Source organism: uncultured Chloroflexus sp. (assembly GCF_938091255.1).
Lineage (GTDB): Bacteria > Chloroflexota > Chloroflexia > Chloroflexales > Chloroflexaceae > Chloroflexus.
The window spans coordinates 12169-38927 of the sequence record NZ_CALLJH010000052.1 but is presented as its reverse complement, the minus strand read 5'-3'; the positions used below and the strand labels follow the sequence as shown (position 1 = coordinate 38927).

Sequence of the window (26759 nt, the reverse complement as noted above, 5' to 3'; positions counted from 1 at the left end):
GCCTAGATTACAAGCTGCGCTACACCAACTGATGAGATGGAGGAACAATCTATGGGCCTTATGGAAGGCAAGAAGGGCCTGATTCTCGGCGTGGCCAACGACCGCTCGATCGCGTGGGGCATCGCACAGGCCCTGCATCGCGAAGGGGCGACGATTGGCTTTACCTACCTTGGCGAAGCGCTTGAGCGGCGCGTGCGCCCGTTGGCCGAGAGTCTCAACGCGCCCTTGATCGAGCCGTGCGATGTATCAAAAGATGAAGACATCGCCGCATTGATGGAACGCGCCCACGAGACGTTTGGCCAGATCGATTTTCTCGTCCATGCGATCGCCTTCGCCAACAAAGAGGAATTGAGTGGCACGATACTCAACACGACCCGCGAAGGCTTCCGCGTTGCGCTTGAGATTAGCGCCTATTCGCTAATTGCGCTAGTCAAGGCCGCCGAACCGATCTTTGCACCCAACGCGACTGTGCTGACGCTCAGCTACCACGGCGCGCGGCAGGTGATCGGCAGCTACAACGTAATGGGAGTCGCGAAGGCTGCGCTCGAAGCTAGCGTGCGCTATCTCGCTGCCGGCCTCGGCCCGCGCGGGATCCGGGTCAATGCGATCAGCGCCGGCCCGATCCGCACCCTCGCTGCTAGCGGCATCTCGAACTTCCGCAGCTTGCACAAGCACTTCGCCGAATATGCACCGCTCCGCCGCAACGTGACTATCGAGGACGTCGGTAATGCTGCGCTTTACCTCTGCTCGCCATTGTCTGCCGGCGTCACCGGCGAAATTCATTATGTCGATGCCGGCTTTAACGCCATCGTACCCGGAAGCAGCGAAGAGTAGCGGATCGAGTGGCAGTGTGCTACAATGGGGCAACATGCGCACTGCAATGCGGAGGAAAGCATGGTAGAGATTGCAATTGTCTCAACCGATGGCGCAACGGCGCAACGGTTAGCGGCGCTCATCGCTAACCTTGACTTCCGCGTCACGACGTATACTCCTGATACGCTACCGGCAGAACTGCCAGCCCTCTTTATCGTGGCGATGCCGGTGCTGGCTTCACCCGAAGAACAGGTGATCGAGCGCCTCCGCGCTGATGAGGCGACGGCGAACATCCCGATTGTGATTGCGAGCGCATTGCCGATGAACGAGTTGCAGTCGGTTCCCTACGCCAGCGATTGGACGATCGCGATCGTGCCGGAGCCAGTCGAGGCGAAGGTATTAATCGACACGATCAATTTCCTCTTAGGCAAGGGATGATTGTGTAGCAGGGGCGGGTCGTTACGACCCGCCTAACGCCACCAACGAGCGTTCAACCAGTGCGAACACCGGCGCCGGGATGAGGCCAATAGCTATCGTGCCGATCGCTGCCACCACAATATCAACGGTAAGACCGCGATTGAGGGCAGGGGCCGGCTCGCCTGCCGGCTCGGTCATAAACATGCGGATGATAACGCGCAGGTAGAAGAAAGCAGCCACGGCACTCGTAAGCACCCCCACCAACGCCAACCACGGAAGCCCCCCCTCCCATGCTGCGGTGAGCGCGTAGAACTTGGCCATAAAACCGGCAGTCGGCGGCACGCCGGCCAGCGAGAACATAAAGATTGCCATTGCCACCGCAAGCATTGGCTGGCGCTGGTACAAGCCGGCAAAATCGTCGAGCCGCCACGCATTCTCGCCTTGATGCTCAAGCGCGATCAGCACCGCGAACGCCCCTAGATTGCTCAGCGCATACACCAGCAGATAGAAGATAAACGCTTCTGGCCCGCGTTGCTCGCCGGCGACCATCACACCGAGCATTACATAACCGGCATGGCCAATGCTCGAGTAGGCCAGCATGCGCTTCACGTTGGTCTGCGCAATGGCACCCAAATTGCCGACCACCATCGTCAGCGCGGTCAGACCGGCCAGCACCGGTAACCAGTACTCGCTCAGCGTCGGCAAGCCCTCAAAGAGCAGCCGCACCAAAGCAGCCAGCGCACCGCCTTTGGTGCCAACACTCATAAACGCTGCTACCGGCGTCGGCGACCCCTCGTAGACATCGGGTGTCCACATGTGGAACGGTGCCAACGCCACCTTGAAGGCAAAAGCGATGAGCACCATCGCCGCGCCGCCAAGCAACAGGGTCAGATTGAGATCGCCCAACCCGCGGCTGGCTGCATATGCGCCAATCTCAGCCAGTCGGGTCGAACCGGCGGCACCAAAGACCAACGCAATGCCATAGACGAAAAATCCGGCGGCAAACGCGCCCAACACCAGATATTTCATCGCCGCCTCTTCCGAGGTCAGACGCGGGTAGGCAAAGCCGGTCAAAACGTAGAGCGTAATCGAGAGCGTCTCGATGCCGAGGAACAACACGATCAGATCGGTGCCTTGGGCAAGCAGGATCATGCCGCTGACAGCAAACATGATCAGCGGATAGAACTCTCCTTGCTCGATCCCTTGGCTAGGCAAATACTCCAGCGACATCGTAATGCTGAGAATGCCGACTAGCAAGAAGACCCACGTCAGCGTGAGGGCAAACGGATCGAGCCGCAGCATCCCGTCGAAGGTAGTACCGGTCACTCCCCAGAGGGGAAGACCAACCAACCCGGCCACCACCAAACCGCCGATCGCAAGGTAACCGGTCAATTTCTTGCGACCATCGGGAATAAAGAACACGTCAACCAACAGCAAGACGGTCGCCCACGTGATCACCACCAAGAGGGGCGCCATTAACGTCAGATCCACCGGCGGGATCATCAATGAATCCATCTGATCTCCTCCTCGCCTGCGCCGGCGATACCGCTTGTTTCTGCCACGTCACTTTGTGCGCCGGCCAGATGCGCCATTTGGGTTATGCGTGTATGCGGTGATATCATTTCACGTTTGTGCTAACACCTAAGCAGTTTTTATGCCAGTACGAGGGCGGGTTGACCAAGGCAGCGCATCGCCGAGCGTGCCCGCAATTAGCTTTGGCGAACGTAACAATACTTTTCACCCTTACCACCGGCCCTGCTCCCCGTTGCTGGGGAGCAGGGAAGCGCTTGCCGCTCTCGTGGGCTGGCGCACCCACCCCTCATTGCTTTATGTGCCTATCCTCGCGCCAGCGTGAGCGCGCCGGATCTAGCAGATCGCTACCCGCCCGCCACCTGCGCCATTAGTTCGGCTACTAGTGCTGCAACACTGTGCTGCATGCCAGCAAAGAAGAGCGCGGGATAGATGCCAATCACGACAATTGGAATGCTCAACAAAGCGAAGGTCGTGAGTTCACGCTGATTGAGATCGGGCAAATTAGCATTGGCCGGCTGTGAGACATCGCCCATAAAGACGGCCCGGAAGAGTTTGAGCAGATACGCCGCCGCTAACACTACGCCACCAACGGCAATGGCAACATAGACCCAACCGAGCAATGGCGACCGGAAAGCGCCGGCAATGATGGTAAACTCACCGACAAAGCCATTGAGGCCCGGCAAGCCCGCCGATGAGAGCGCCACTAGCAGACTGAAGGCGGCAAACACCGGCATCACCTTCCACAAGCCGCCATACTCGGCCAGCTCGCGGGTATGCCGGCGTTCATACAGCACCCCCACCATCAAGAAGAGGGCACTCGTGCTAAGACCGTGGTTGACCATCTGCAACACCGCGCCGCTGATCCCTTCAGTGTTAAGCGCGAAGATGCCAAGCACCACAAATCCCATGTGGCTAACCGATGAATAAGCCACCAGTTTTTTCATGTCTGACTGGGCAAAGGCCACCGCCGCGCCGTAGATGATCCCGATCACAGCTAGTACGGCTAAGGCCGGCGCCGCCCACTGCGACGCTGCCGGGAAAAGGGTCAAGTTATAGCGGATCATGCCGTAGCCGCCCAATTTGAGCAACACCCCAGCCAACACCACCGAACCAGCCGTTGGCGCTTCGACGTGTGCGTCGGGCAACCACGTGTGAAACGGCCAAAGCGGCACCTTCACCGCAAAGGCCAGAAAAAACGCGCCAAACAGCAGCCGCTCGGTTAATGTATCAAGGGTAAACCGGCCAGAGCGCAGATCACTAACAAACTGGCCAAAGCTAAACGTGCCGCGAAAACCGGGTTCGACGGCGGCAATAGCGTCGCGGTGCAGAATGTGCAACGCAATCAGAGCCAGCAACATCAGCACTGAACCGGCAAACGTGTAGAGAAAAAACTTGCGCGCAGCGTAGATGCGGTTCTGGCTGCCCCAGATCCCAATGAGAAAGGTCATCGGAATGAGCGTAAACTCCCAGAAGAGATAAAACAGCAGCAAATCCTGCGCCAGAAAGACGCCGAGCATCGCTGTCTGCAAAATGAGTAGCAGAATCTGGAAGTTACGCACATCCTTATGCACTGAGTCCCACGTTGACAGCACCACAATCGGCCCGAGAAAGGTAGTCAGCATCACCAGCCAGAGACTGATGCCATCAACCCCCAAACTATACGTTGCGCCAACGATTGGCAACCACGGCAACTCTTCAACAAATTGCATGACTGGCGGCGCGCCCACCACTGCGATCTGCATCGGATTGGTCTCGAAGCGCAGCGGCAACAGCAGCGAAATGAGAAAAACGGCCACCATCGTCACAAGCGATATCCGGCGGGACAACTCGACATTGGCGCGCGGCACGAACAACAACGCCAACGCCCCGGCTGCCGGCAGCCAGAGGACGAGCGAGAGGAGCGGAAAGCCTAGCTGATTCATAGCACTCCCTCGTGGAGCGACGTGCCGGCTAGATCACCGCCAGCCGCCGCTCCGGCCTTCCCGTACCAGAGAACCCTTGACCGTCTGTGTAGGACGTTTGCACCGCGTTGCACCAGCACCCGTGATCATTGCGCGCTGAGCGCAGGGGTAGAGTGGGGTACTGCCCGTGCGCGGCGAAGCCATCGCCTTCGAGCACGACCCGATCCCCCTTAGCCTTCCCTCCCGACCCAGCGGGAAATTGCTGCGGTCGGGCGGCACCCAACGCGGTTGGCAGCCATTGCTCCCTCGCAATGACATACGGGCACCTTTGCCCGTTCCCCCATTGTCATTGCGCGCTGAGCACAGGGGTAGAGCGAGGTGCTGCCCGCGCGCGGCGAAGTCATCGCCTTCGAGCACGACCCGATCCCCCTCAGCCTTACCTCCCGCCCCAGTGGGAGATTGCTGCAGTCGAGCGGCGTCTGCGTAACCACAGCCGGAGGGCAGGCGCTGGTTCGTACCCCCACCCTCCGCCCCCCTCCCCCATTGGAGAAGAGGGCGCTGTCTTCTCCCTCCCGCAGCGGGGGCGGGTTGGAGTGAGGGCTGTGCCTAGCGGGCAAACCACAACATCACCCCCAGCACAATCAAGACCCCAACTGTAAAGACCAGAGCGTAGGTGCGCACATACCCGGTTTGCAAGGCACGCACGCCGTTGGCCAAGCCGCCGAAGAAGCGGCCAACTCCCATCACCAACCCATCAACCCCTTGCGGGTCGAAAACGCGAGCCAGAAAATCGGCCAGCCGCTCGAAGCCGACTACCACCGTGCGCTGGTAGAGCCGGTCGAAATACCATGCTTCTTCCATCCCTTTCCAGATATCGCCGCTGTAGCGGTAGGCCGGATCTTTGCCGCCAATTTTGATCTTGGCCGCGTTGGAGGTGTACACCCACCAGCCGAGATAACCCATACCTCCCGCACCGGCTGTCGCGATCAACGCCAACCAGAGGTTAAATTCGCCGGCCTTTTCATGCAACACCGGTTCGAGCCAATCGGTCAACCAGTGCAGCGCCGGCACATTGATCGCGCCGCCAATGGTTGCGCCAACCGCCAGCACCACCAGCGGTACGGTCATCACCTGCGGGCTTTCGTGCGGATGATAGCTAGGATCGCGCTGCGTACCAAAAAAGACCAGCGCTACCTGCCGGCCCATATAAAAGGCGGTCAGCAGCGATGTCAGGAAGAGAAGAACAAAGATCGGCGTGTGGCCGTGGCTGATCGCATGGGCCAAAATCTCGTCTTTACTCCAGAAGCCGGCAAACGGCACAATACCGGCCAGCGCCAACGCGCCGATCACATACGTGCGGAAGGTGGTTGGCATCGCATCCTTCAACCCACCCATTCGCCGCATATCCTGCGTGTCGTGGGTACCGTGAATGACCGAACCGGCGGCGAGGAAAAGCAGCGCCTTGAAGATACCGTGGGTCAGCAGGTGGAAGATCGCGGCCACATACGCCCCCATGCCACAGGCCGCCACCATAAAACCCAACTGCGAGACGGTGCTATAAGCCAGCACCCGCTTAATATCCCACTGCGCCATAGCGGCGGTGCCGGCCAGCAGCGCTGTCAGCGCGCCGATCCATGCTACCCAGCCTTGGGTGGTAAACGATGCGACAAACAACGGCTCGGCGCGGGCCATCAAATAGACACCGCCGGTCACCATCGTTGCGGCGTGAATGAGTGCCGAGACCGGCGTCGGGCCGGCCATCGCATCGGGCAGCCAGACAAAGAGCGGGAACTGGGCACTCTTGCCAGTGGCACCGATCAGTAACAGGAACGAGATCGCTGTGCTGACGAAGATCGGCTGCCAATCGGGGCCGATACGCAGGCCGGCAATATCGCTAACTCGTTCGAGAAAGCCGAGCTGACCGCCTTCACCATCGCCATAAAAGTTGAGCGTGCCAAAATACGCGAATACCGCTAGCATAGCGAGAATAAAGGCCGCGTCGCCGATCCGGTTGACGACAAACGCCTTCACTGCTGCCGCACTGGCTGACTTGCGCTCAAACCAGAAACCAATGAGTAAGAAAGAACAGAGACCGACGCCTTCCCAACCGAGGAACAGCAGCAGCAGATTGTTCGCCATCACGAGGAAGAGCATCATCGTGACGAACAGATTGAGGTAGGCGAAATAGCGCACTACCCGCGGGTCGCCGTGCATGTAGCCGATTGAATAGACGTGGATCAACGCGCCGACGCCGGTAATCAACAGTGCCATCACTGCCGTCAGCGGGTCGAACATGATCGCAAACGGCACCCGGAAGCTGCCGGTATTGATCCATTCCCATGCCGTACTGACAATCCGCCGTTCTTCTGGTGGCATGCCGGCCAGCATCGCCACCGCAATCAGCGTCACTACAAACGCTGCCGCCACCAAGCCGCTCGCCACCAGACCCGCTTCGCGTTCGCGGCGAATAACGAACACATTCAACAAAAAGCCAATAAACGGCAGCAGCGGAATAAGCCAGATCAACAGTTCCATAGCCGGCTAGCCCTTCAATGTACTGACTTCATCGACATCTGCCGTGCGTTTGGTGCGGAAGATCGAGACGAGCAGCGCCAAACCGACCGCCACTTCAGCGGCAGCCACCGTAATCACGAAGAAGACGAGCACCTGCGCTTCCACCGCAAGCCGTTCACGGGCAAACGCGACCAGCGCCAAGTTGGCCGCGTTGAGCATCAACTCAACCGACATAAAGACCACAATCACATTGCGCCGGAGCAAGACGCCAAGCACACCGATAGTAAACAGAATGGCGCTGAGCAACACATAATACGAGGTGGGCACCATCAGATCTTCCTCCCGCGCTGATTCAAGACCACCACTCCAATCACCGCGATCAGCAGGATAAACCCGGTCACCTCAAACGGCAGCAGATACTCGGTGAAGAGCAGCGCCCCCAATGAGCGCGGATCGCTGAACTGGGCCAGCGCCTCACCGACTGGCGGCGGCGTGGTAGCACCACCCAAACCAACCACGACCGATACCACCAACAAGGCCAAGCCCAACAATAATGCCAACGGTTGCTGCCACGCAATCCGATCCGGCGCATCTTCCACCTTCTCGGCGCCCAACAACATCACCACAAACAGAAACAACACCATAATCGCGCCGGCGTAAACAGTGAGCTGGATCGCGAACAGAAAGGGAGCGCTCAACAACAAATACATTACCGAGATGGCGGTGAAGTTCAACAGCAAAAAAAGCGCGCTATGCACCGCATTGCGCGAAACCAGCATCGCCACCGCGCCGGTAATCGCGATCACGGCTGTGATGAAGAACAGGATTAAGTCCATACACCGTGCTCCAGATATTGCAACCGCAGAGGCGAACCAAGCTCCTCTGCGCCAGATCACAAATCAATCTTGGCCGGCGGGCTAGGTTGCCGGTTAAGCTGCTGCAAGATCGGCGGTGGCTCGCCGTGACCTTTATCTGGGGGCACGAGCAGCATCTCTTTGGTGTAGATGGCTGCGCGCCGGTCATAAAAACTCAACTCATACTGGTGCTCGAGCACAATGGCGTTGGTGGGACAGGCATCTTCGCAATAGCCGCAAAAGATGCAGCGCAGCATATTAATCTCATACACCGCAGCATACCGCTCGCCGGGTGAACGCGGGTTAGCGGGGTCATTTTCCGCCGGAATGACCAAGATTGCATCGGCGGGGCAGGCTGCGGCGCACAGCGCGCAACCGATGCAACGCTCTTGGCCGTTGGCGAAACGCTTCAGCTCGTGGCGGCCACGGAACCGCTCGCGCACCGGACGCTTAACTTCGGGATATTGCACCGTCACCGGACGCTTGAACATGTAGCGCAGCGTGGTTCCTAACCCTTTAACCAGTTCTTTGAGCATACGTCTATCCTTTCAGGCGATGCGCCGCATCGCCCCTACGATTGGGGAATCTGTATGTCGTTGACCAAGGTGACGTTATCCACCGGCTTGGGGGTGCGGTTGAAACCAATGGCAATCGCAATGGTTAATGCCCCCAAGCCGAACAAGACCCACGAATGCACCACCCGATCGGGAACAAGGACGATCACAACCGCAGTGTAGACCAGATTGAGCAAGCCGACCGGCAACAACCACTTCCAACCCAAATCCATCAAGCGATCGTAGCGCAAGCGCGGCCACGAAGCGCGTACCCAGACCGAGATGAACAAGAAGATGACGACCTTGAGCAAGAACGCGCCCAGCGAGACAAGACCAAAGACGATGCTACCGGCCACCGGCCCGGCCAGCGCCGTCACCTCCCGGCCCAGAATGTCGAGGCCGGGGAAGTTCCAGCCGCCAAAGAAGAAGGTGACGGCCAAGGCCGAGACAGCAATGAGTTTAATATATTCGGCCATAAAGAAGAGCGCGAATTTCATCGAGCCGTATTCGGTGTTGTAACCGCCAGTCAACTCTTGCTCAGCTTCGACCAGATCGAACGGCGCGCGCACCACTTCGGCAGTCGCCGCCACCATAAAGAGCACGAAACCGAGCAATTGCGGGATGATGCCCCACAAGCCGCCTTGTTGCTGCGTAACGATCTCGTGGGTAGAGAAGGTACCATAGGTCATCACCACGCTAAGCACCGCACACCCCAGCGCTAACTCATACGAGATGAGCTGCGCCGAGGAGCGGATGCCGCCGAGCATCGAGTATTTGTTATTCGAGGCCCAACCGGCCAGCGTGATGCCGTAGACGCCGATGCTGGTCACAGCCAGCACATAGAGCACTCCGATATTCAGATCGGTAATCTGCAAGATATTCCACAAATTGGCCCGCGCCGGATCATAACAGGCCTGATAATCCCAGTTAAGGTTGAGACAACCGAACGGAATGACGGCCCAAATGATCAGGGCCGGGATCACGGCAAGCGCCGGCGCCAACAGATAGACCGGCTTATCGGCCATTGCCGGCACGATATCTTCCTTAAAAAAGAGCTTGACAGCATCGGCAGCGGGTTGCAAAAAGCCCTTTGGCCCGGCCCGGTTGGGTCCGACACGGTGCTGCAAGCGCGCAAGGAGCCGGCGCTCGAACAGAGTCAAATAGGCGAAGGCTGTTGTCACCGCAAGGGTGATGACAAAGCACTGAATGACGATAATCAGAATGGTGAGCCAATCCATGATCGCTCCCTTTGTGGCATGATGCCCTCATTCCCCAACCCCTGCTCCCACAACGCGGGAGCAGGGGAGCGGTAGGTTACCGGAAACAGAATGCGCTTACCCCATCACCACTTTCGCCAGACTCACTCGTGTGCGCGGGCCGGTTTCGATAGCGGCTGCTTCAACGTCGGCCAACCCTGCTGGTAACAAGATTATGCCAGCCGGCAGATCAGCCAGCACCCGCGCCGGCAGCACCAATTCACCGGCAGCCGAGGCAAGCCGCACCCGATCGCCGCTGTGGATATTCAACTTGGCCGCATCATCAGCGCTAATCGCTACGTACCCTGCCGGTACGAGATTCTGCAACTTTGATCCGCGCAGGTAGCGGTCGCCGTCATAAGCTAACACCTGTTCGAGCAGTAGCAGCGGGCGGTCATCGGCAAAGCCAGTGACCGCGCCGGTGAAAGTCAAAGTCACGCCTTTAGCCAGCGCCGGCGGCAACACCAGACCTACCCCCTCATTGTTGGCATAGCTGGTGCCATCGTAGTAGATAGCGTCATCGGATTGGCGACCCCAACTACCGCCAGTGCCGGTAGCGGCTAAGGCAGCGTAGGTCATACCGGCATAGCCCGGCACTTTAGCAACGATCTCGGCGGCGACATCAGCCGCTACCACGTACTCCCATGCCTCGGCTGTGATCGAGATCGGGCCGTTACGCCCACCGCCAATCGGCACCATTGCCAGCGTTTGGGCCACTGCGGCGATGATTTGCCAGTCAGGCCGGACTTCACCCACCGGCGCGCAGGCTTGCCGCGAGCGTTGCACCCGCCGCTCGGCGTTAGTATACGTGCCTTCGCGTTCGGCGATACTAGCCGTCGGCAGCACCACATCGGCCAATTCGGCGCTCGCAGTGAGGAAGAGGTCTTGCACAACTACGAACTCAGCCGCTTCCAGCGCCGCGCGGGCGGCGGGCAGCTTGGCCGCCGGATCGATGCCGGCCAGCCAGATGGCGCGCACCTTGCCGGCCTGCGCTGCGGCCCAGATGCCGTTGGCATCGAGGCCAGCCTGTTTGCGCGGCACATAACCCGGCCCAGCATCGGGACGCACCCCCATCTCGATTGCGCCACGGCTATTGCCGCCCGGCAACAGAGCGATGAGACCATTGTTCGCTGTACCAGCCCGGCCAGTCAACAGCATCAATGCGGCGAGCGCTTCGGCCAGCGCCGGTCCGGCGCTGCGCGCTTCCCAACCGTAGACGATCAGGCTCTGCTCGGCGGCGAGAATATCTTGCGCCAGCGTTTCCAACTCTGCCACCGGCAACCCGCATGCCGCCGCAAGATCAGCGAGCTTCGACCGGCCAACCGCTCGGCGCAGATCATTCCACCCATGCACCCGATCGAGCGCTGCCGGCTTACCACCCGCTTCGAGCGCCGCCTTCAACAGGCCATGGACAAATGCCAATTCACCTTCGGGCCGGTAGCGCACCACCTTCGTTGCCGAACGGTCGAGCTTGGTCGGGCGTAGACCGGCGACAATCAGCTTGCCACCGCGCTGGGCAATCCCGCGCAGACGCAGCAGATAGAGCGGCGCTTCCTCTTCGGGATCGGCCCCCACTACCAACACCACCGTCCCCGCGCCGAGCTTGCTCAGATCGGTACCGGGGCCGGGCGCAAGCAGGCCGCCAATCTCATCAGGTGGGTGCGCTGCTGGGCCGCCGCTGCCGGTATCAATGTTCTCGCTGCCCAACTCGCGCAGCAGCTTCTGGAAGAGGTAAAGGTCTTCATTGCTCAGATGCGGCCCGGCTAAACCGGCCAAGGCATTGCCGCCGTGCCGCGCCCGGATAATCGTCAACTGATCGGCCACCACCTCAAGCGCCTCGTCCCAACTGACCGGCACCAGTTTGCCATCGCGCCGCACCAACGGCGTGGTCAGACGATCGGGCGACTCGATAAAGCGATGGCCATAACGGCCCTTATCGCAAATCCAGATATCGTTCACCGCCGCATTCTCGCGCGGCATCACCCGCATGAGGCGGTCGTGGCGCATATCGAGGGTGAGGTTACAACCAACCGGGCACAGCGTGCAGACCACCGGCTTGCTCTGCAACTCCCACACCCGCGCCTTAAAGCGGAAATCGCTGCTGGTGAGTGCGCCTACCGGGCAAATATCGGTTGTATTGCCCGAGAACTTGCTGTTAAAGGGCGGATCCGACTTCGAGATAATCATCCAATTGCGGCCCCGGTTATCAAAACCGAGCACCGGATCATCGGCAATTTCGTCTTGGAAACGGACGCAGCGCCCGCAGAGAATGCAGCGCTCGCGATCGAGGTAGATCAAGTCGCCCAGCTTGACCGGCTTCTCGAAATGCACTTTATCGTTATAATCGAAACGTGAAACCGCCGGCCCCCAACCCATTGTCAAGTTCTGCAACGGGCACTCGCCACCTTTGTCGCACACTGGGCAATCGAGCGGGTGCGAGGTGAGCAAAAATTCGAGAATACCGCGTTGGGCAAACTTCACCTGCTCAGTGGTCGTCTGAACCACCATCCCCGGACTCACCGGCGTGGTGCAGGCGGTTTGCAACTTGGGCATCATCGCAATGACCGGCTGGCCATTGGCGTCAAGCACCGGCTGGCGCGTAGCCGGATCGATCTTTGGCGTACCGACTTCAACCAAACACATCCGGCACATACCGACCGGCTTGAGGCGTGGATGGTAGCAGAAGACCGGGATTGCGATCCCAGCTTGGCGAGCCGCATCAACAATATTGGTACCGGCAGGCACCGTTACCCGCACTCCATCAATGGTAAGCGTCACATCTGGCATTGTAGGTGACCCTATTCTAGTAACGGATGGATGACCCCTTACCCCCAACCCCGCTCCCTGTAGACGGGGAGCGGGGAGCCACTGTATCGCGGAATGGAGAGGGGAAAGGCCATCGCTACATCTCACTCCCTACGCCCCACTCCCTACCTCCCTGCGTTGAGCTACCGGTGAGCCATGAGCGGAATATGATGACCATTCCGGTGGCTGCTCTGTTTCACCAGCGCCTCGAATTCGTGCGGGAAGAGCTGCAACGCGCTCTTGATCGGCATGACAGCGCTTTCGCCGAGCAAGCAGAAGCAGTTGCCGGCCATCTGGCGATAGATGCTGTGCAGCGTATCAATATCGGCAGTGGTGGCATGGCCCTCTTCCACCATGCGATGAAGCACGCGCACAAGCCAATGCGTGCCCTCGCGGCAGGGAGTACACTTGCCGCAGCTCTCGTGCTTGAAGAATTCGTCCATCTTATAGGCGACATGCGGCGCTGAGACGGTATCGTTAAGCACAATCACCGCGCCGGAACCGAGCATCGAACCAGCGGCGGCGACGCTCTCGTAATCGAGCGGCACATCGAGATGCTCAGCGGTGAGCCACGGCGCAGATGCGCCGCCGGGAATGATAATCTTCACCGGACGGCCTCCCTTCATCCCGCCGCCATATTCGGGCGATTCGATCAGTTCGCGCAAGGGTACGCCGAAGGGCAGCTCGTAGTTGCCGGGACGGTTGACGTGACCGCTGAGCGAAAAGCATTTAGTGCCGGGGCTCTTCTCAGTGCCGTGCGAGCGGTACCACGCCACGCCTTTCTCGACAATGCGCGGCACGTTAGCCAGCGTCTCGACATTGTTGATGATCGTTGGCTTGCCGTACAGACCGGCCACGGCGGGGAAGGGTGGCTTGAGGCGCGGCTGACCAATCTTGCCCTCTAGCGACTCCATCAAGGCCGTCTCTTCGCCGCAGATGTAGGCACCGGCACCGCGATGGACGTAGATATCGAGATCGAAATCGGTGCCGAGAATCTTCTTGCCAAGAAAGCCGGCAGCATAGGCCTGCGCAATCGCCCGTTCGAGCGTGCGCGCCGCAGCAGCGAACTCGCCACGCATATAGATATAGGCCACATTGGCCTCGATGGCGTAGGCCGATAATGCCACCCCTTCGATCAACTGGTGGGGATTCTTGTCAATAATCTGATGGTTATTGAACGTCCCCGGCTCAGACTCGTCGCAATTGCAGAGCAGGTAACGCGGATAGACGCCTTTGGGCAAAAAGCCCCACTTAATGCCAGTGGGAAAGCCGGCACCGCCGCGCCCGCGCAGACCCGACTCTTTCACCATCTGGACAATATCAGCCGGCGTCTTCTCGGTCAGCGCATAGCGATACGCTTCCCAGCCGCCGTGGCGACGATAGACTTCAAAATCGGCAATATCGGGAATATCGAGTTCCCGCATCACAATATGTTCACTCAGCCCCATCGCACCCAACTTTCTAGCGCGCCAAACAGCAGCGGCGCGGCATCACAACGGCGAGGCCTTACGAGTATCCGAACGATCCAGCCCGGCATCGGCTTCGGGAGCAACCGAGGATGGCGGAGAGGCCGGCGCAGCGGGTGGTTCGATCACGAACTCACGTGGACGGTAGGGTGAAAACCGCTCGATCTGCACCAGCCGGCCGTCGCGAGTAAACTCATAATCTTCGGCGAAACGGCCACTAACGCCACGCTTGCGCGCTTCAGCGGCGCGAGCACGCAGATCGTTCAACAGCATTTGCACCCGATCAGGGGTGACATCGTACACATAATCGAGGTTCGCTTGCAACACCGGTGCGCGGTCGCACGCAGCTAGACACTTCACCCGCTGCAAGGTGAACATCCCGTCGGACGTGGTCTCGTCTTCGCTAATGCCGAGTGTCTGCTTAAGCGCCGCGATCAGCTCCTCGGCGCCGCAGTAACAGCAAGGCACGTCATCGCACACTTGCAGCACCCACGTCCCGACCGGACGATTGTAGAAGAGGGTATAAAACCCAACCACCTCAAAAACATCGGTGGCCGGCAATGCTAAAATCGCCGCCACCTCACGGATAGCATCATCGGTCAGATAGCCGTATGTGTCTTGGGCAAGGTATAACAACGGCAACACTGCGCTGCGCTTGCTGGCGTAGCGAGCGATAATTGCCTCGATTTCAGCTTGATGGATTTCAAGTAGCGTCACGGTCTCCTCCGTGGACAGATATGGATGGCCCCTCACCCCTAGCCTCTCTCCCCGTGGACGGGGAGAGGAGAGCTGCTTAGTGTCCTGCATTGGCATTGTGACCCGCACTCAGTCTCGCTCCCGCTCGCAGGGGAAGCAGAGCTGCGAAACGACCGCAAAGACCCACCTAGTTTTTGCCCCTGTTGCGGCTATTCGTTTGTTTGCGCTCGTCCCCGGCCCCGCTCGCGTCGGAAAGGGTTAACACGCTCTGCACCTATTGTAGCGCGTGCTCGCCCCCGGCCCCACGCTCGCTCGCGTCGGAGAGGGGGTGATCTTTCAACGATCCACCTCACCGAGCACTGGATCAAGGCTGGCGATGAGTGCAACTAGATCGGCCACCAACCGGCCCTTGGCCATGTGAGCCAGACTCTGCAAATTGATAAACGATGGCGCGCGGAAATGAACCCGCCACGGTTTAGGGCTGCCATCGCTCACCACATAGCAGCCAAGGATGCCGCGAGGAGACTCGATGCTGACATAGGCATCGCCGCGCGGCGGCTTGAAGCCCTCGGTCCACAACTTAAAGTGGTGGATGAGCGACTCCATGCTTTCGGTAATCTCACGTTTGGGTGGCGGAGCAACTTTGCGGTTTGGCGTCACCACCGGCCCCGGCCCCAACTCGCGCAGCCGCTCGGTCGCCTGCTGCACGATTTTGACACTTTGGCGCATTTCGGCGATGCGTACACGATAGCGGTCGTAAATATCACCGTTCTTCCCGATCGGAATTTCAAACGAATACGTCTCGTAACCGCTATAGGGCATCGCCTTGCGCACATCGTAAGCGACGCCAGTCGCGCGCAGATTGGCGCCGGTGAGGCCAAGGGCAATCGCCGATTGGGCATCGATCACACCCACGCCGACGGTGCGTTCAAGCCAGAGCGGGTTTGCGGTCAGGAGATCCTCGTACTCGTCAATACGGGATGGCATAATAGCGAGGAACTGCTCGACGGTAGGAATGAAATCCGCCGGCAGGTCGTAGGCGAGACCGCCGATGCGGAAATAGCTGGTCATCATGCGCGCACCGGAGACCAGCTCGAAGATATCGAGAATCTGCTCGCGCTCGCGGAAGGCGTAGAGGAAGACGCTCATCGCCGCCAGATCAAGCGCATGGGTACCGAGCCAAACCAGATGCGAGGAAAGGCGCTGCAACTCGGTAAGCAAGACACGAGCGATCTGAGCGCGTTCGGGAATCTCAACATCAAGCAATTTCTCGACCGCCAGCGCATAGCAGAGATTATTCGAGAGCGGGGCCAAATAATCCATGCGGTCGGTCAACACCACCGCCTTCTGGTAGGTCTTACTCTCCATCGTCTTCTCGATACCGGTATGAAGATAACCGACATCGGGGGCGACGTTGACCACGACTTCGCCATCGAGTTCGAGCACCAAGCGTAACACGCCGTGCGTGCTAGGGTGGTGCGGCCCCATATTCAGCACCATCGTCTCGGTGCGACCAGCGAGGGCCGGCTCAATGATCTGTTGGGGGGTAGGGACAGTAATCGGTTCGGCCATACACTACTCCCTCGCAAACGGCTTGCGCGCGTAGATACGGTCTTGGTTAAACGAAAACGCAATCTCTTCGTCGCCGAGCGGATGATCCTTGCGCAGCGGGTGACCAATCCAATCATCGGGCAGCAAGATCCGAGTGAGCGAGGGATGACCGGTGAAGGTGATCCCCAGCAAATCGAACGTCTCACGCTCTTGATAATTGGCGGTCGGGAAGAGTGGCGTCAGCGAAGGAACCGCCGGGTTCGGCTCATCGCACCCAACCTTCAAACACACGCGATGGCGATGGCGCATACTGGTGAGGTGGGCCACTACCTCGAAGCGCGGCTTGCGGCCAAGATAATCAACCCCACAGAGATTTTCGAGGAAGGTATAGGCAAGCTCTGGATCGTCGCGCAGCAACTGGGCCGCAGCCAGATAGCCAGCCGGTGTCAGAGTCACGCTCAGATCGCCTCGGAACTCACTCACTGCCAGAATCTCTTTGCCAAGCTGCGCGCGCAACGCGGCAAGCACCGTCTGATTATCCATATTACTTCACCTGCATAAGCGGATGCTCAATCCGGATCGGCGCTTCCTTCTTGCCGTTAATCTTCTCACGCATTACCTTCTGGTGGAGCATCATAATGCCATCGATTAAGGCTTCAGGGCGCGGCGGGCACCCGGCGACGTAGACATCGACCGGCACCACCTCATCGACACCTTGGACGATGGCATAGTTATTGAAAATACCGCCGCATGCCGCACAATCACCCATCGCGATGACCCACTTGGGTTCGGGCATCTGGTCATACAGCCGGCGCACAACCGGGGCCATCTTGCGCGACACGCGCCCAGCGACGATCATCAGATCGGCTTGGCGCGGTGATGCGCGGTTCAACTCCATGCCAAACCGCGAGAGATCGTAATTACTCGCCTGCGCGCCCATCATCTCAATGGCACAACAGGCGAGACCAAACAGCAATGGCCACATCGCATTCGTGCGCCCCCAATTGACGACCGTTTCAAGCGTAGTGGTGACAATGCCCAGATTGCCGGCCTTCTCTTCTATTCCCATCGCAACGCTCCCTTCTTCCATTCATAGACAAAGCCGACGAGCAGCACTAGAAAGAAGACCCCCATCACGGCGAGGCCAGCTGGGCCAAGGTCGCGGAAAACTAGCGCAAACGGATAAAAGAAGACGACTTCAATATCGAACACGATGAAGAGCATCGCCACGACATAGAACTTGACTGGAATACGACGGATCGCCGGCCCCACCGGATCCATGCCTGACTCGTAGGGCGCAAGCTTGCGCGGCGTGCTGCGACGCGGGCCAAGCAAAGCCGAGGAGGTGATAACGAAGGCAGCGATGAAAACGGCAATCAGAAAAAGAATCAGAACCGGAACATAAGGCTCAAACATAAGCGGCCTCACAGCGTGCAAACGCGAAACCCGGCAGCGCGGGCAGAAGTGTCAATGGAATTATACCTGTCTTCAGACTTGTGTCAATCAGCACGATCTAAGGAAATTGCCGGTGCGATCTATCTGAAAACACCCGTGCAAAACGAGGCAGAGACGCAGCGCAGAGGTTTTTAAACGCAACGGCGCAGAGGGCGCAAAGGTTTTAGGGAATGGTTGGGTCACAAGCGCACTGATACCATCTCCAAACCCCTTCGCGCTCTTTGCGTCTTTGGGCTAACCCCTTCGCGTCTTTACGTTAACCCCTCGGCGCCTCACAATTCCGTGCAGGAAGTGTGCAGATATTGGACATTTCATTGAAACTACGTTGCAACATTAGACAGTAGTCAAGACGGCAATTGTCGGCTATAATACAGGCCGCAATCTATTGTAAGGTGTGAAGGAGTAGAGCAATGAACTCGACGCCAGCAGGCGAGGCCATTCAAATCATTAACGGGCGCTTGCAGGTACCCGATCACCCGATCATCCCCTTCGTCGAAGGCGATGGTACCGGTCGCGATATCTGGCGGGCCAGCGTGCGTGTATTTGATGCGGCAGTTGCATTGGCCTACGGTGGCAAGCGCAAGATTGAGTGGGTCGAGGTCTTGGCGGGTGAGAAGGCTTTCCAGCAGACCGGCAACTGGCTGCCGGATGAGACGATCGAGATCTTCCAGAAGTATCTGGTCGGGATCAAAGGCCCGCTGACCACACCGGTCGGCGGCGGCATCCGCTCGCTGAACGTGGCCCTACGTAAGCATCTCGACCTCTATGTCTGCCAGCGTCCAGTACGCCACTTCCCCGGCGTGCCCTCACCGGTTAAGCACCCGGAAAAGGTTGACATGGTGATCTTCCGCGAAAACACGGAGGATGTCTACACTGGGATTGAGTATCGGGGCGGCAGTGCCGAGGCAGCTAAGATTATCGAGTTCTTGCGGCAGGAATTTCCCAAAGACTTTGAGAAGATTCGCTTCGGTACCCCCGAACAGACTGATGCATTCCGCCGGTTGATCGGCGAGGAGCCAGAAGGCAAGGTCGAATTAGGCATCGGCATCAAGCCGATCAGCCGCATCGGCACCGAGCGGCTAATGGCAGCAGCGATTCAATACGCCATCAACTACAAGCGGAAAAGCATCACTATCATGCATAAGGGGAACATCCAGAAGTTCACCGAGGGCGCCTTCCGCGATTGGGCATACGAGTATGCCGAGCGCGCCTTTGGCGATTATGTCTATACGTGGGCGCAGTGGGAGCGCACCAAGGCGGCGCGCGGTGAGGCGGCGGCTAACGCCGAGCAGAAAGAGGCACTGGCCAGCGGCAAGATTCTGGTCAAGGACACAATCGCCGACATTATCTTCCAGCAGGTGCTGACGCGGCCCGACGAGTTTGATGTCATTGTCGCACCAAACCTCAACGGCGACTACCTCTCGGATGCGCTGGCGGCGCAGGTAGGCGGCATCGGCATCGCTCCCGGCGGCAACATCAACTACGTTACCGGTCACGCCATCTTTGAAGCGACCCACGGCACGGCGCCGAAGTATGCAGACCTCGATAAGGTCAATCCCGGCTCGGTCATCTTGTCGGGTGAGATGATGCTCCGCTATATGGGCTGGACGGAAGCAGCCGATCTGATCATCGCTGGCCTTGAGCGCACGATCGCCGACAAGACCGTCACCTACGACTTCGCCCGTTTGATGGAGGGTGCGCGGGAGGTGAAGACATCAGAGTTCGGCAGCTTGATCATCGCCAATATGGAGAAGATCGCTGCTGGGCAGGTGCCACACCCCGAAGAGACCTTTGGGCCGGAGATTCTGCGCCGAGCTGACGGCAAGGTCTATCCACACGATAGCGTGGGGGCGGTGATGACGCGGGCGGTGGTGGCCGTACCGGCTGAGGCGTCATTGCGCGAGACAGCGATCTATATGCGCGGGCGCAACATTCACTCGGTGATCGTCAAGCCTGACGCGAGCGGGCAGTGGGGCATTATGACGATGCGTGACGTGCTGAAGAAGGTGGTACGCGAGGGTCGGGCTGTGAATGGTCTGACTGTCGGTGATTTAACTACGCGGCCATTGCTGAGTGTTAGCCCTGAGACTCCGATTGCCGAGTGCGCGGCGTTGATGGTCGAGCGCAACATCCGCCGGCTGGCAGTGGTTGAGAACGGCGAACCGATTGGGATCATCTCGGAGACTGATATCTTCAGCCACGTCGCGGAGTAAAGGCGCAGAGGGTTTAACGCCAAGGCGCAGAGGGCGCGAAGATTTGATTAATGGTTGGAGCACAAGCGTGCCTGTACCATTCCCTAAAAACCTTCGCGCCCCCTCCATTTCCTTTGCGTTAAGCTTCTTTTCGCCCTTTGCGTCTTGCTGTAGCCGGTTGATGACGCAATGGATTCCGTTTTTGAGCAGCCGTTCGCCGAAATTGATGACGAGCGCTAGCTTAAGACCAGATAAGCGCAAGTAGGTGAGGGCTTGAGCCGTGAATATTTCGTGATAGGTTTCGACGGCCTTGCACTCAACGATGACCAACCTACCGACGAGCAGATCAACCCGCAGCGGTGCGGCGAGGGTTGTGTGTTTGTACTTGACTTGACATTTCTGGTGCTCAACATCAATACCGGCTTAAGATAGCTCCCACCCGAGAGTTCTTCGTAAACTCGTTCGAGCAGACCTACCCCGCCAAGGATACGATGCACCTCGATCGCGGCAGTAATAACGTGTCGGCTTAATGGATTCTCGTCTATTGTCGCTTCCTGTGCAAGTAAAACGGTTCCTGTATATGAAACCGTTTCATCCGGTTACAAGATGCGGTGAAAAGACGCGAAGGCGGCAAAGGGCGCCAAGCCTTGAGAAGGGGGCGACGAGTGTATTTGTACCGTGCCAACCCAACCTTCGCGGCCTGTGCGATCGTTGCGCCTTGCGGTTCCCAATCCTCTGTGTCTACAGATCGCTGAATGCGGCACCAATGAGGGCGATCCCTTCCTCGATCCGATCACTCGATTGAAAACTGAACGCAAGCCGAATCGCATTATCGCCGTAACCGGGTTCGGCAAAGCAGGCAGTACCGGGCAAGAATTCGGCGCCGCGGGCACGGGCAGCGGTGAGCAACGCATTGGCGCTGACCCCTGCCGGCAGTGTGACCCAGATGAAAAAGCCACCCACCGGCAGCACAAAGCGCGCTTCGGCGGGGAAATGGCGGCGAATCGCTGCGGCCATTATGGCGCATTTGCTGGCATACTGCTGCCGAAGAGCGGCAATGTGCCGTTCGAGCCGGCCTTCGGCGCTAAAGCGGGCGACAACGCGGGTGATAAAGGGGCCGGTGGTACCTTCGGCTTTGACCATGAGCAGGCGGTCGATGATTTCGCGGCGGGCATGCACCCAGCCAATACGCAGGCCGGGGGCGAGAATCTTCGAGTATGTACCGACACGAATAACCCAACCCTCCTTATCAAGGGCCGCTAAAGAAGGTAGCGATTCACCACCAAAACGCAGGTCGATGTACGCATCATCTTCAACAACCGGCACACCGTATTCAGCAGCCAACGCCACCACCTGTCGGCGCCGGTCGAGGCTGAGGGTGACGCCGGTCGGGTTGTGGAAGGTGGGAATGGTGTAGATAAACTTGGGCCGCCGGCCATCGGCGGCGAGGCGGCGTAAGACATCGGCTAGCGCCGCGACATCCATCCCGTGCTCGTCAACCGGTACTGTTACCAGCCGGGCGCCACTCTGGGCAAACCGCTTGACCGCACCGAGAAAGCTCGGCCCTTCGATAATCACCACATCCCCCGGCTCAACAAAGATTTCGGGCAAGAGGGCCAGAATCTGGCCGGAGCCATAACCCACTAGCACCTGTTCGGGTTGGGCCTCCACCCCCTCGGCGCATAAACGGGCTACGATCTGGTCAGTCAGACCGGGGTAGGACAGCGCATAATTGAGCGACTCGGCGGCCTCGTAGGCTAACACCTCGGCGGCGGCGGCCATCAGCTCGGCGCGGGGGAAGAGGGCGGGGTCGGCGAGGCCGTAGGCAAGGCTGATCAACGGGCGGGCCGGCTCGCCAGCAGCGCCGAAGAGCGGTGGCGTCACATTGCGCACGCGGGCGGCGAACAGATCAATGAGACGGTCGGCGGTTGCAGTCATGAATGTATACTCCTTCATCACTTAAGCATAAGGCGCAAAGCGAGCAAAGACACGTAGAGAACGCTAAGGATGATAAACGCAAAGGCGCAGAGAAAGCCAAAAGCGCGAAGGTTTTTTGGAATGGGACAAGCACACTTGTGCGCCATACAACATACTTTGCGCCCTTTGCGATCTACGCGTCTTTGCGTTAAAAAACACTTTGCGCCCTCAGTATCCGGCCTGCTTGTCAACAACGTTGATCATCGGCTCGTCATTTAGAAACGCCCACAGATTCCGGGCGAAAATATCCAGCGTGCGCGCCCGAATATGCGGCGAACTCCACGAGATATGCGGGGTGACAAAGACATTCGGCAGCTCCCAGAAGAGGCTATCGGGCGGCAACGGCTCGTGGGCGAAGACATCGAGACCGGCGCCAGCGATACGGCGATCGCGGAGGGCAGCGATCAGCGCGGCTTCGTCAACGATCTCGCCGCGGGCAATATTGATCAAATAAGCATCAGGCTTCATCAGCGCCAGCTCTGCTCTACCAAACATGCCGCGCGTCAGGGGCGTGAGCGGCGCGGCGATGACCACAAAATCGGTCTCGGGGAGGAGTAATCTCCATTCCCCCTCACCAACCACCCGCTCGACACCGGGCATGGGGCGCGGGTTGCGGCGCGATCCCCATACCCGCATACCAAAGGCGCTGGCCCGTTCGGCGATGGCTTGGCCAATCTGGCCCAGACCGATGATCAGCATCGTCGCGCCAGCCAATTCGCGCAGTTGCATGTCTTGCTCGCGCCACTGGTGGGCGGCTTGCAACTGGTGCAGGCGAGCGGCTTGCTTAACGTGGCTAAGAGCGAACAGCATAACAAATTCGCTGATCGGAATGGCATGCACACCGGCGGAGTTGGTCACGATGATGTCGCGCTCGAGCACTTCGGGGATGAGCGAACCGTCAACACCGGCACGAGCAATGTGAATCCAGCGCAAGGCCGGCATCTGGCGTACCAAACGGGCCAACTGCTCGGCGGTAAAAAACCAGCGCAAGAGCACTTCAGCATCGGCGATCGGTGCTTCCGGTTCGCCGTGCTGATCGTACCAAACAATGGTTGCCTGCGGCGCGACGGCTTCAAGGCGAGGGATGAGTTCATCGCGTAGCAGACCGGGCAACACGAGCTTCATGGAGTCTCCTCAAGGATGCGTGATGGAACGGTTCCAAAGGTATTGTACCCAATCTACGGAAAAGGCTGATCAGTCAAGAGAATGGTTCAGAGAGGGAGAAGGCGCAGAGCATGGTTAACGCAAAGGCACCAAGAACACAGAGGGCGCGAAGTATTTTATAGGTGAAGCCAAGCGCGCTACTACCCCTGCCAACAAAAACCTTTGCATGCTTTGCGCCCGTTGCGTCTTTGCGTCAAAACTCTTTGCGTCTTGGCCTCCTCTGCGTCGTTGCTTCGTCGTTACTTGCGCAGAATCGCGTTTCCGCCTATAGTGATAGCATTCGCCGGGAAGCGAATCTTGCCCGGCTTGTGTTATGTTGTCGCAAAAAAAGCTATCACGAGGAGCATATTAGCATGGCAGCGGGAACAACTTCAGATCTGCGCAACGGGATTGTGATTCGCTACAACAACGATCTCTATCAGGTCGTCGAATTTCAGCACGTCGCGCCGGGCAACTGGCGCGCCTTTGTCCGAATGAAGATGAAGAGCCTAACCACCGGCAAAGTCATAGAAGATCGAGTACGAGCCGGGGCTGAAATCGACATCGTGCGCATCGAGCGCCGCCCCATGCAGTACCTCTACCGCGAGGGCGACAACTTCATCTTTATGGACAACGACACCTTCGATCAGATTCCGGTCTCGGCGGAGCTGGTGGGTGACGCGGTGAAGTTTATGAAAGAGAACGAGACGGTCGATCTGGTATACGACGCTGACAAGGATGTAATCATCGGCGTTGAGCTACCGATCTTCGTCAACCTGAAGGTGGTGGAGACGACGGTGGCGGTGCGCGGTGACACAGCAACAAACGTTACCAAGCCAGCCACGCTAGAGACAGGGGCGGTGATTGAGGTACCGGCATTCATTAATGAGGGTGACGTGTTGAAGATTGACACCCGCACCGGCGAATACATTACGCGGGTGTGAGGTTGGGGCGTGTAAAAAATATTGTAGCGACGCATAGTCGTGCGTCGCTACAATATTTTTTATTATCAACGGATTAGAAATCGTCGTCTGGCACTGACGGCGTATTATTGGTCTTCTTAGGTTCGGGGGCATCGACGATCAGCGCCTCGGTGGTTAAGACCATTCCGGCGACGCTAATCGCATTCTCAAGCGCGGTACGCACCACCTTAGCCGGATCGATAATGCCAGCCTGCATCAGATCAACGTAAGCGCCGGTCATCACGTCGTAACCGAAGTGATGGTTGTTATGCTTACGTTGCTCGTTGCGCACATTCTCGACTACCACCGAACCATCTTCGCCAGCGTTGGTCGCGAGCTGGCGCAGCGGCTCTTCGAGGGCGCGGCGGAGCATATTGAGCGCCATACGCTCCTCTTCAAATTGGGTCGTGACGTTATCGAGCGCCGGGATAGCATTTAGCAGAGCGACACCGCCACCGGGCACGATACCCTCTTCGACCGCAGCGCGAGTCGCGTTGAGCGCGTCTTCGACGCGGGCCTTGCGCTCCTTCATCGCCGGCTCGGTCGGTGCGCCAACTTTGATCACGGCCACGCCACCCGACAGCTTCGCCACCCGCTCTTGCAGCTTCTCGCGGTCGTAATCCGAGGTTGTGGTCTCGATCTGCTGCTTGAGTTGGGCAATGCGAGCCTGAATCGCTTGCTTATCGCCGTGGCCTTCAACGATAACCGTGTTATCCTTATCGGCCTTGACACGGCGGGCGCGGCCAAGGTCTTGCAGGGTCGCGCTCTCAAGCTTGCGGCCAATCTCCTCGGAGATGACCGTACCGCCAGTAAGGATCGCGATGTCTTGCAGCATCGCCTTACGCCGATCACCGAAGCCGGGGGCCTTCACCGCCAGCGCGTTGAGCGTACCGCGCAGCTTGTTGACCACCAGCGTCGCCAGTGCCTCTCCGTCCACATCCTCGGCGATCACGAGCAGATCCTTCTTGCCACTGTTCAGCACCGCTTCAAGGATGGGAAGCAGATCCTTGATCGAGCTAATTTTCTTATCGGTAATCAGGATATACGGCTCGTCGAGCACTGCCTCCATGCGGGCCGAGTCGGTGATGAAGTAGGGCGAGATATAACCACGGTCGAACTGCATACCCTCGACCAGCTCGTGCTCGAGATGGGTGCTCTTGCCCTCTTCGACCGTCACAACGCCATCGCGGCCAATCTTATCCATCACGGTCGCCAGCAACTCGCCAACCTCAGCATCTTGCGCCGAGATGGTGGCTACATTGCGGATCTCATCGCGGGTCTTGAGAGTGATCGCCTGCTCTTTGATCCGCGCCACCAAGGCTTGCCCACCCTTATCGAGACCGCGCTTGAGCAGCATCGGGTTGGCGCCAGCGGCTACCAGCTTCAGGCCCTCATTGATGATCGCTTGGGCCAACACAGTCGCCGTAGTAGTACCGTCACCGGCGACATCGTTCGTCTTGACAGCGGCCTGCTTGAGCAGTTGTACGCCAAGGTTAGCGAACGGATCCTTCAGCTCAATCTCTTTCGCGACGCTCACACCGTCGTGGGTGACGGTCGGCGCACCCCACTTCTTATCGAGCGCAACATTACGACCACGCGGGCCAAGCGTCGTCTTGACCGCGAGGGCAAGGGTATCAATGCCGTGTTTCAGTGCAGTACGAGCTTGCTGATCGAAGATCAGTTGCTTCGCCATATCACCTACTCCTGAATGATGCCAAGAATATCCTTCTCTTGTAGGATCAGATACTCTTCCTCATCGATCTTGAACTCAGTGCCAGCATACTTCGCGAAGAGAACGTGCTGACCGACCTCAACGCTCATCGGGATGATCTTACCATCATCCGCACGCCGGCCCGGTCCCACCGCGATCACCTCGCCCTCCATTGGGCGCTCTTTACTCGCGGTATCGGGCAGGAAGATGCCACCTTTGGTCTTCTCTTCCCGCGGCTTGGGTTTCACCACTACCCGATCATGCAACGGTCGAACTTGCACAGGCAACCTCCTGTTGTCTGAGTACGGGGCGTCGAGCAAGCGACGCCCCAGTGCGACTAGCTAGCGGCTTGCCCAGCGCTGCGCGGCGTCGCTATCGACTGGCGTTGCCGGCTGAACAGCGCGAAGGCGACAGCAACCAGTACGAGGATCAGGCCGACCCAGAAGGTCTGCGGTTGCGGCAAAGCAATGCCGAGCACGCGGTCAAGCGAGTAGGCGCCGGGAGACCACAGACCCATTACCGCAGCTAGCACTGCGAGCACAAAGCTGTACTCGCTGCCGCCATTGCTGATCCACAAGCCATGCGACCAGTGGACGAGGGCAATCGCCGCGATCATCACGGCAATGATCGCCAGCGGGCCAATCGGATGGAGAAGGCCGAGGGCGAAGAGCAACCCGCCACCGAACTCAGCCAAACCGGCCATCAGCGCCCAGAAACGGGGTGTGCGTAGACCCATGCTCGCCAACCAATCAGCGGTGGCGCGCAAGCCTTGGCCACCAAACCAGCCAAACAACTTCTGCGCACCGTGGCCCATCATCAGTAAGCCGATGACCACTTGCAGGATGAGCAGGCCAAGATCCATCGTCATCGCGTACCACCTCCTTGATCGTCAACGCACAGCAGTGCCACACTTACGCGCTACACTGATGAAGCGATGATGATTCAAACAGGCGTACATC

The 26759-nt window shown here is 58.7% G+C and carries 23 protein-coding genes and 2 pseudogenes; 5 read left to right on the top strand and 20 right to left on the bottom strand.

All coding sequences use genetic code 11. The features are described 5' to 3' along the window. Positions 1-51: 51 nt before the first annotated feature. On the top strand, positions 52-834 hold the full coding sequence (locus Q1A00_RS16095) for an enoyl-ACP reductase (protein WP_298401124.1): 783 nt from the start codon (positions 52-54) through the stop codon (positions 832-834). Between the two features lie 60 nt (positions 835-894). Further along, positions 895-1251 (top strand): hypothetical protein, encoded by a 357-nt coding sequence (locus Q1A00_RS16090; RefSeq protein WP_298401122.1) that lies wholly within the window; start codon positions 895-897, stop codon positions 1249-1251. A gap of 21 nt (positions 1252-1272) precedes the next feature. Here Q1A00_RS16090 and Q1A00_RS16085 read toward each other — a convergent pair whose 3' ends face one another. From Q1A00_RS16085 to ndhC, 14 genes are all read right to left on the bottom strand, one after another. Beyond that, positions 1273-2745 carry an NADH-quinone oxidoreductase subunit N gene (locus Q1A00_RS16085; protein ID WP_298401119.1) on the bottom strand — a complete coding sequence of 491 codons (1473 nt, stop codon included), beginning with the start codon at positions 2743-2745 and terminating at the stop codon, positions 1273-1275. Between the two features lie 362 nt (positions 2746-3107). Then, entirely contained in the window at positions 3108-4685 is a 1578-nt protein-coding gene (locus Q1A00_RS16080) for a NuoM family protein (protein ID WP_298401116.1), read from the bottom strand. Between the two features lie 585 nt (positions 4686-5270). Beyond that, positions 5271-7199, bottom strand: a complete 1929-nt coding sequence (gene nuoL / locus Q1A00_RS16075) for an NADH-quinone oxidoreductase subunit L (RefSeq protein ID WP_298401113.1) — start codon at positions 7197-7199, stop codon at positions 5271-5273. A gap of 6 nt (positions 7200-7205) precedes the next feature. Continuing rightward, on the bottom strand, positions 7206-7508 hold the full coding sequence (gene nuoK, locus Q1A00_RS16070; RefSeq protein ID WP_298401111.1) for an NADH-quinone oxidoreductase subunit NuoK: 303 nt from the start codon (positions 7506-7508) through the stop codon (positions 7206-7208). After that, the gene (locus Q1A00_RS16065) at positions 7508-8014 is read right to left on the bottom strand and encodes an NADH-quinone oxidoreductase subunit J (protein WP_298401109.1); all 507 of its coding nucleotides are present in this window, start codon (positions 8012-8014) and stop codon (positions 7508-7510) included. The genes nuoK and Q1A00_RS16065 overlap by 1 nt, the downstream gene beginning before the upstream one ends. A gap of 56 nt (positions 8015-8070) precedes the next feature. After that, positions 8071-8568, bottom strand: a complete 498-nt coding sequence (nuoI, locus tag Q1A00_RS16060; protein WP_066790056.1) for an NADH-quinone oxidoreductase subunit NuoI — start codon at positions 8566-8568, stop codon at positions 8071-8073. 35 nt (positions 8569-8603) lie between these two features. Next, a complete protein-coding gene (gene nuoH / locus Q1A00_RS16055) occupies positions 8604-9824 on the bottom strand; it encodes an NADH-quinone oxidoreductase subunit NuoH (protein WP_298401101.1) in 1221 nt (406 codons plus the stop codon). A 96-nt stretch (positions 9825-9920) separates the two neighbouring features. Then, complete coding sequence (gene nuoG / locus Q1A00_RS16050; RefSeq protein ID WP_299757788.1) at positions 9921-12629, bottom strand: NADH-quinone oxidoreductase subunit NuoG; 2709 nt, start codon at positions 12627-12629, stop codon at positions 9921-9923. Between the two features lie 161 nt (positions 12630-12790). Continuing rightward, positions 12791-14095, bottom strand: a complete 1305-nt coding sequence (gene nuoF / locus Q1A00_RS16045; protein WP_298401097.1) for an NADH-quinone oxidoreductase subunit NuoF — start codon at positions 14093-14095, stop codon at positions 12791-12793. Positions 14096-14137: 42 nt separating this feature from the next. Next, on the bottom strand, positions 14138-14830 hold the full coding sequence (locus Q1A00_RS16040) for an NAD(P)H-dependent oxidoreductase subunit E (RefSeq protein ID WP_298401095.1): 693 nt from the start codon (positions 14828-14830) through the stop codon (positions 14138-14140). A gap of 315 nt (positions 14831-15145) precedes the next feature. Next, positions 15146-16381 (bottom strand): NADH dehydrogenase (quinone) subunit D, encoded by a 1236-nt coding sequence (nuoD, locus tag Q1A00_RS16035; RefSeq protein ID WP_298401093.1) that lies wholly within the window; start codon positions 16379-16381, stop codon positions 15146-15148. Between the two features lie 3 nt (positions 16382-16384). Then, complete coding sequence (locus tag Q1A00_RS16030) at positions 16385-16903, bottom strand: NADH-quinone oxidoreductase subunit C (RefSeq protein WP_298401090.1); 519 nt, start codon at positions 16901-16903, stop codon at positions 16385-16387. A gap of 1 nt (position 16904) precedes the next feature. Beyond that, the gene (locus tag Q1A00_RS16025) at positions 16905-17429 is read right to left on the bottom strand and encodes an NADH-quinone oxidoreductase subunit B (protein WP_298401087.1); all 525 of its coding nucleotides are present in this window, start codon (positions 17427-17429) and stop codon (positions 16905-16907) included. Then, positions 17420-17776 (bottom strand): NADH-quinone oxidoreductase subunit A, encoded by a 357-nt coding sequence (ndhC, locus tag Q1A00_RS16020; protein ID WP_298401084.1) that lies wholly within the window; start codon positions 17774-17776, stop codon positions 17420-17422. The genes Q1A00_RS16025 and ndhC overlap by 10 nt, the downstream gene beginning before the upstream one ends. Before the next feature lie 449 nt (positions 17777-18225). Here ndhC and icd point away from each other — a divergent pair. Together icd and Q1A00_RS18500 are read left to right on the top strand one after the other, a co-directional pair. Then, positions 18226-19563: pseudogene (gene icd / locus Q1A00_RS16015) on the top strand (NADP-dependent isocitrate dehydrogenase); the annotation flags it as partial. Further along, entirely contained in the window at positions 19561-20028 is a 468-nt protein-coding gene (locus Q1A00_RS18500; RefSeq protein WP_366917433.1) for a CBS domain-containing protein, read from the top strand. The pseudogene icd and the gene Q1A00_RS18500, both read left to right, overlap by 3 nt. A gap of 228 nt (positions 20029-20256) precedes the next feature. Here the strand turns inward: Q1A00_RS18500 and Q1A00_RS18495 are convergent. The 3 genes and pseudogenes from Q1A00_RS18495 to Q1A00_RS16000 all read right to left on the bottom strand — a co-directional run. Continuing rightward, positions 20257-20424: pseudogene (locus Q1A00_RS18495) on the bottom strand (GxxExxY protein); the annotation flags it as partial. Between the two features lie 324 nt (positions 20425-20748). Beyond that, entirely contained in the window at positions 20749-21945 is a 1197-nt protein-coding gene (locus tag Q1A00_RS16005; protein WP_298401075.1) for a PLP-dependent aminotransferase family protein, read from the bottom strand. A gap of 207 nt (positions 21946-22152) precedes the next feature. Then, complete coding sequence (locus Q1A00_RS16000; RefSeq protein ID WP_298401073.1) at positions 22153-23109, bottom strand: D-2-hydroxyacid dehydrogenase; 957 nt, start codon at positions 23107-23109, stop codon at positions 22153-22155. A 392-nt stretch (positions 23110-23501) separates the two neighbouring features. Between Q1A00_RS16000 and efp the strand changes: the two genes are divergently transcribed. Further along, on the top strand, positions 23502-24071 hold the full coding sequence (efp, locus tag Q1A00_RS15995; protein WP_298401071.1) for an elongation factor P: 570 nt from the start codon (positions 23502-23504) through the stop codon (positions 24069-24071). 73 nt (positions 24072-24144) lie between these two features. Here the strand turns inward: efp and groL are convergent, their stop codons facing one another. Genes groL through Q1A00_RS15980 form a run of 3 tightly spaced genes read right to left on the bottom strand, consistent with a single transcriptional unit; the run spans position 24145 to position 26668 of the window. After that, the gene (gene groL / locus Q1A00_RS15990; RefSeq protein ID WP_298401069.1) at positions 24145-25782 is read right to left on the bottom strand and encodes a chaperonin GroEL; all 1638 of its coding nucleotides are present in this window, start codon (positions 25780-25782) and stop codon (positions 24145-24147) included. Positions 25783-25787: 5 nt separating this feature from the next. Further along, positions 25788-26081: a co-chaperone GroES gene (locus Q1A00_RS15985; RefSeq protein ID WP_298401067.1), complete on the bottom strand. Its 294-nt coding sequence runs from the start codon at positions 26079-26081 to the stop codon at positions 25788-25790. A gap of 56 nt (positions 26082-26137) precedes the next feature. Continuing rightward, complete coding sequence (locus Q1A00_RS15980; RefSeq protein WP_298401064.1) at positions 26138-26668, bottom strand: DoxX family protein; 531 nt, start codon at positions 26666-26668, stop codon at positions 26138-26140. Positions 26669-26759 lie beyond the last annotated feature (91 nt).

Excerpts from the sequence above, each read along its gene's own strand:
- Q1A00_RS16095 (WP_298401124.1), top strand. The coding sequence starts at position 52 with ATGGGCCTTATGGAAGGCAAGAAGGGCCTGATTCTCGGCGTGGCCAAC.
- Q1A00_RS16090 (WP_298401122.1), top strand. The coding sequence starts at position 895 with ATGGTAGAGATTGCAATTGTCTCAACCGATGGCGCAACGGCGCAACGG.
- Q1A00_RS16085 (WP_298401119.1), bottom strand. The coding sequence starts at position 2,745 with ATGGATTCATTGATGATCCCGCCGGTGGATCTGACGTTAATGGCGCCC.
- Q1A00_RS16080 (WP_298401116.1), bottom strand. The coding sequence starts at position 4,685 with ATGAATCAGCTAGGCTTTCCGCTCCTCTCGCTCGTCCTCTGGCTGCCG.
- nuoL (WP_298401113.1), bottom strand. The coding sequence starts at position 7,199 with ATGGAACTGTTGATCTGGCTTATTCCGCTGCTGCCGTTTATTGGCTTT.
- nuoK (WP_298401111.1), bottom strand. The coding sequence starts at position 7,508 with ATGGTGCCCACCTCGTATTATGTGTTGCTCAGCGCCATTCTGTTTACT.
- Q1A00_RS16065 (WP_298401109.1), bottom strand. The coding sequence starts at position 8,014 with ATGGACTTAATCCTGTTCTTCATCACAGCCGTGATCGCGATTACCGGC.
- nuoI (WP_066790056.1), bottom strand. The coding sequence starts at position 8,568 with ATGCTCAAAGAACTGGTTAAAGGGTTAGGAACCACGCTGCGCTACATG.
- nuoH (WP_298401101.1), bottom strand. The coding sequence starts at position 9,824 with ATGGATTGGCTCACCATTCTGATTATCGTCATTCAGTGCTTTGTCATC.
- nuoG (WP_299757788.1), bottom strand. The coding sequence starts at position 12,629 with ATGCCAGATGTGACGCTTACCATTGATGGAGTGCGGGTAACGGTGCCT.
- nuoF (WP_298401097.1), bottom strand. The coding sequence starts at position 14,095 with ATGGGGCTGAGTGAACATATTGTGATGCGGGAACTCGATATTCCCGAT.
- nuoD (WP_298401093.1), bottom strand. The coding sequence starts at position 16,381 with ATGGCCGAACCGATTACTGTCCCTACCCCCCAACAGATCATTGAGCCG.
- Q1A00_RS16030 (WP_298401090.1), bottom strand. The coding sequence starts at position 16,903 with ATGGATAATCAGACGGTGCTTGCCGCGTTGCGCGCGCAGCTTGGCAAA.
- Q1A00_RS16025 (WP_298401087.1), bottom strand. The coding sequence starts at position 17,429 with ATGGGAATAGAAGAGAAGGCCGGCAATCTGGGCATTGTCACCACTACG.
- ndhC (WP_298401084.1), bottom strand. The coding sequence starts at position 17,776 with ATGTTTGAGCCTTATGTTCCGGTTCTGATTCTTTTTCTGATTGCCGTT.
- Q1A00_RS18500 (WP_366917433.1), top strand. The coding sequence starts at position 19,561 with ATGGAGAAGATCGCTGCTGGGCAGGTGCCACACCCCGAAGAGACCTTT.
- Q1A00_RS16005 (WP_298401075.1), bottom strand. The coding sequence starts at position 21,945 with ATGACTGCAACCGCCGACCGTCTCATTGATCTGTTCGCCGCCCGCGTG.
- Q1A00_RS16000 (WP_298401073.1), bottom strand. The coding sequence starts at position 23,109 with ATGAAGCTCGTGTTGCCCGGTCTGCTACGCGATGAACTCATCCCTCGC.
- efp (WP_298401071.1), top strand. The coding sequence starts at position 23,502 with ATGGCAGCGGGAACAACTTCAGATCTGCGCAACGGGATTGTGATTCGC.
- groL (WP_298401069.1), bottom strand. The coding sequence starts at position 25,782 with ATGGCGAAGCAACTGATCTTCGATCAGCAAGCTCGTACTGCACTGAAA.
- Q1A00_RS15980 (WP_298401064.1), bottom strand. The coding sequence starts at position 26,668 with ATGACGATGGATCTTGGCCTGCTCATCCTGCAAGTGGTCATCGGCTTA.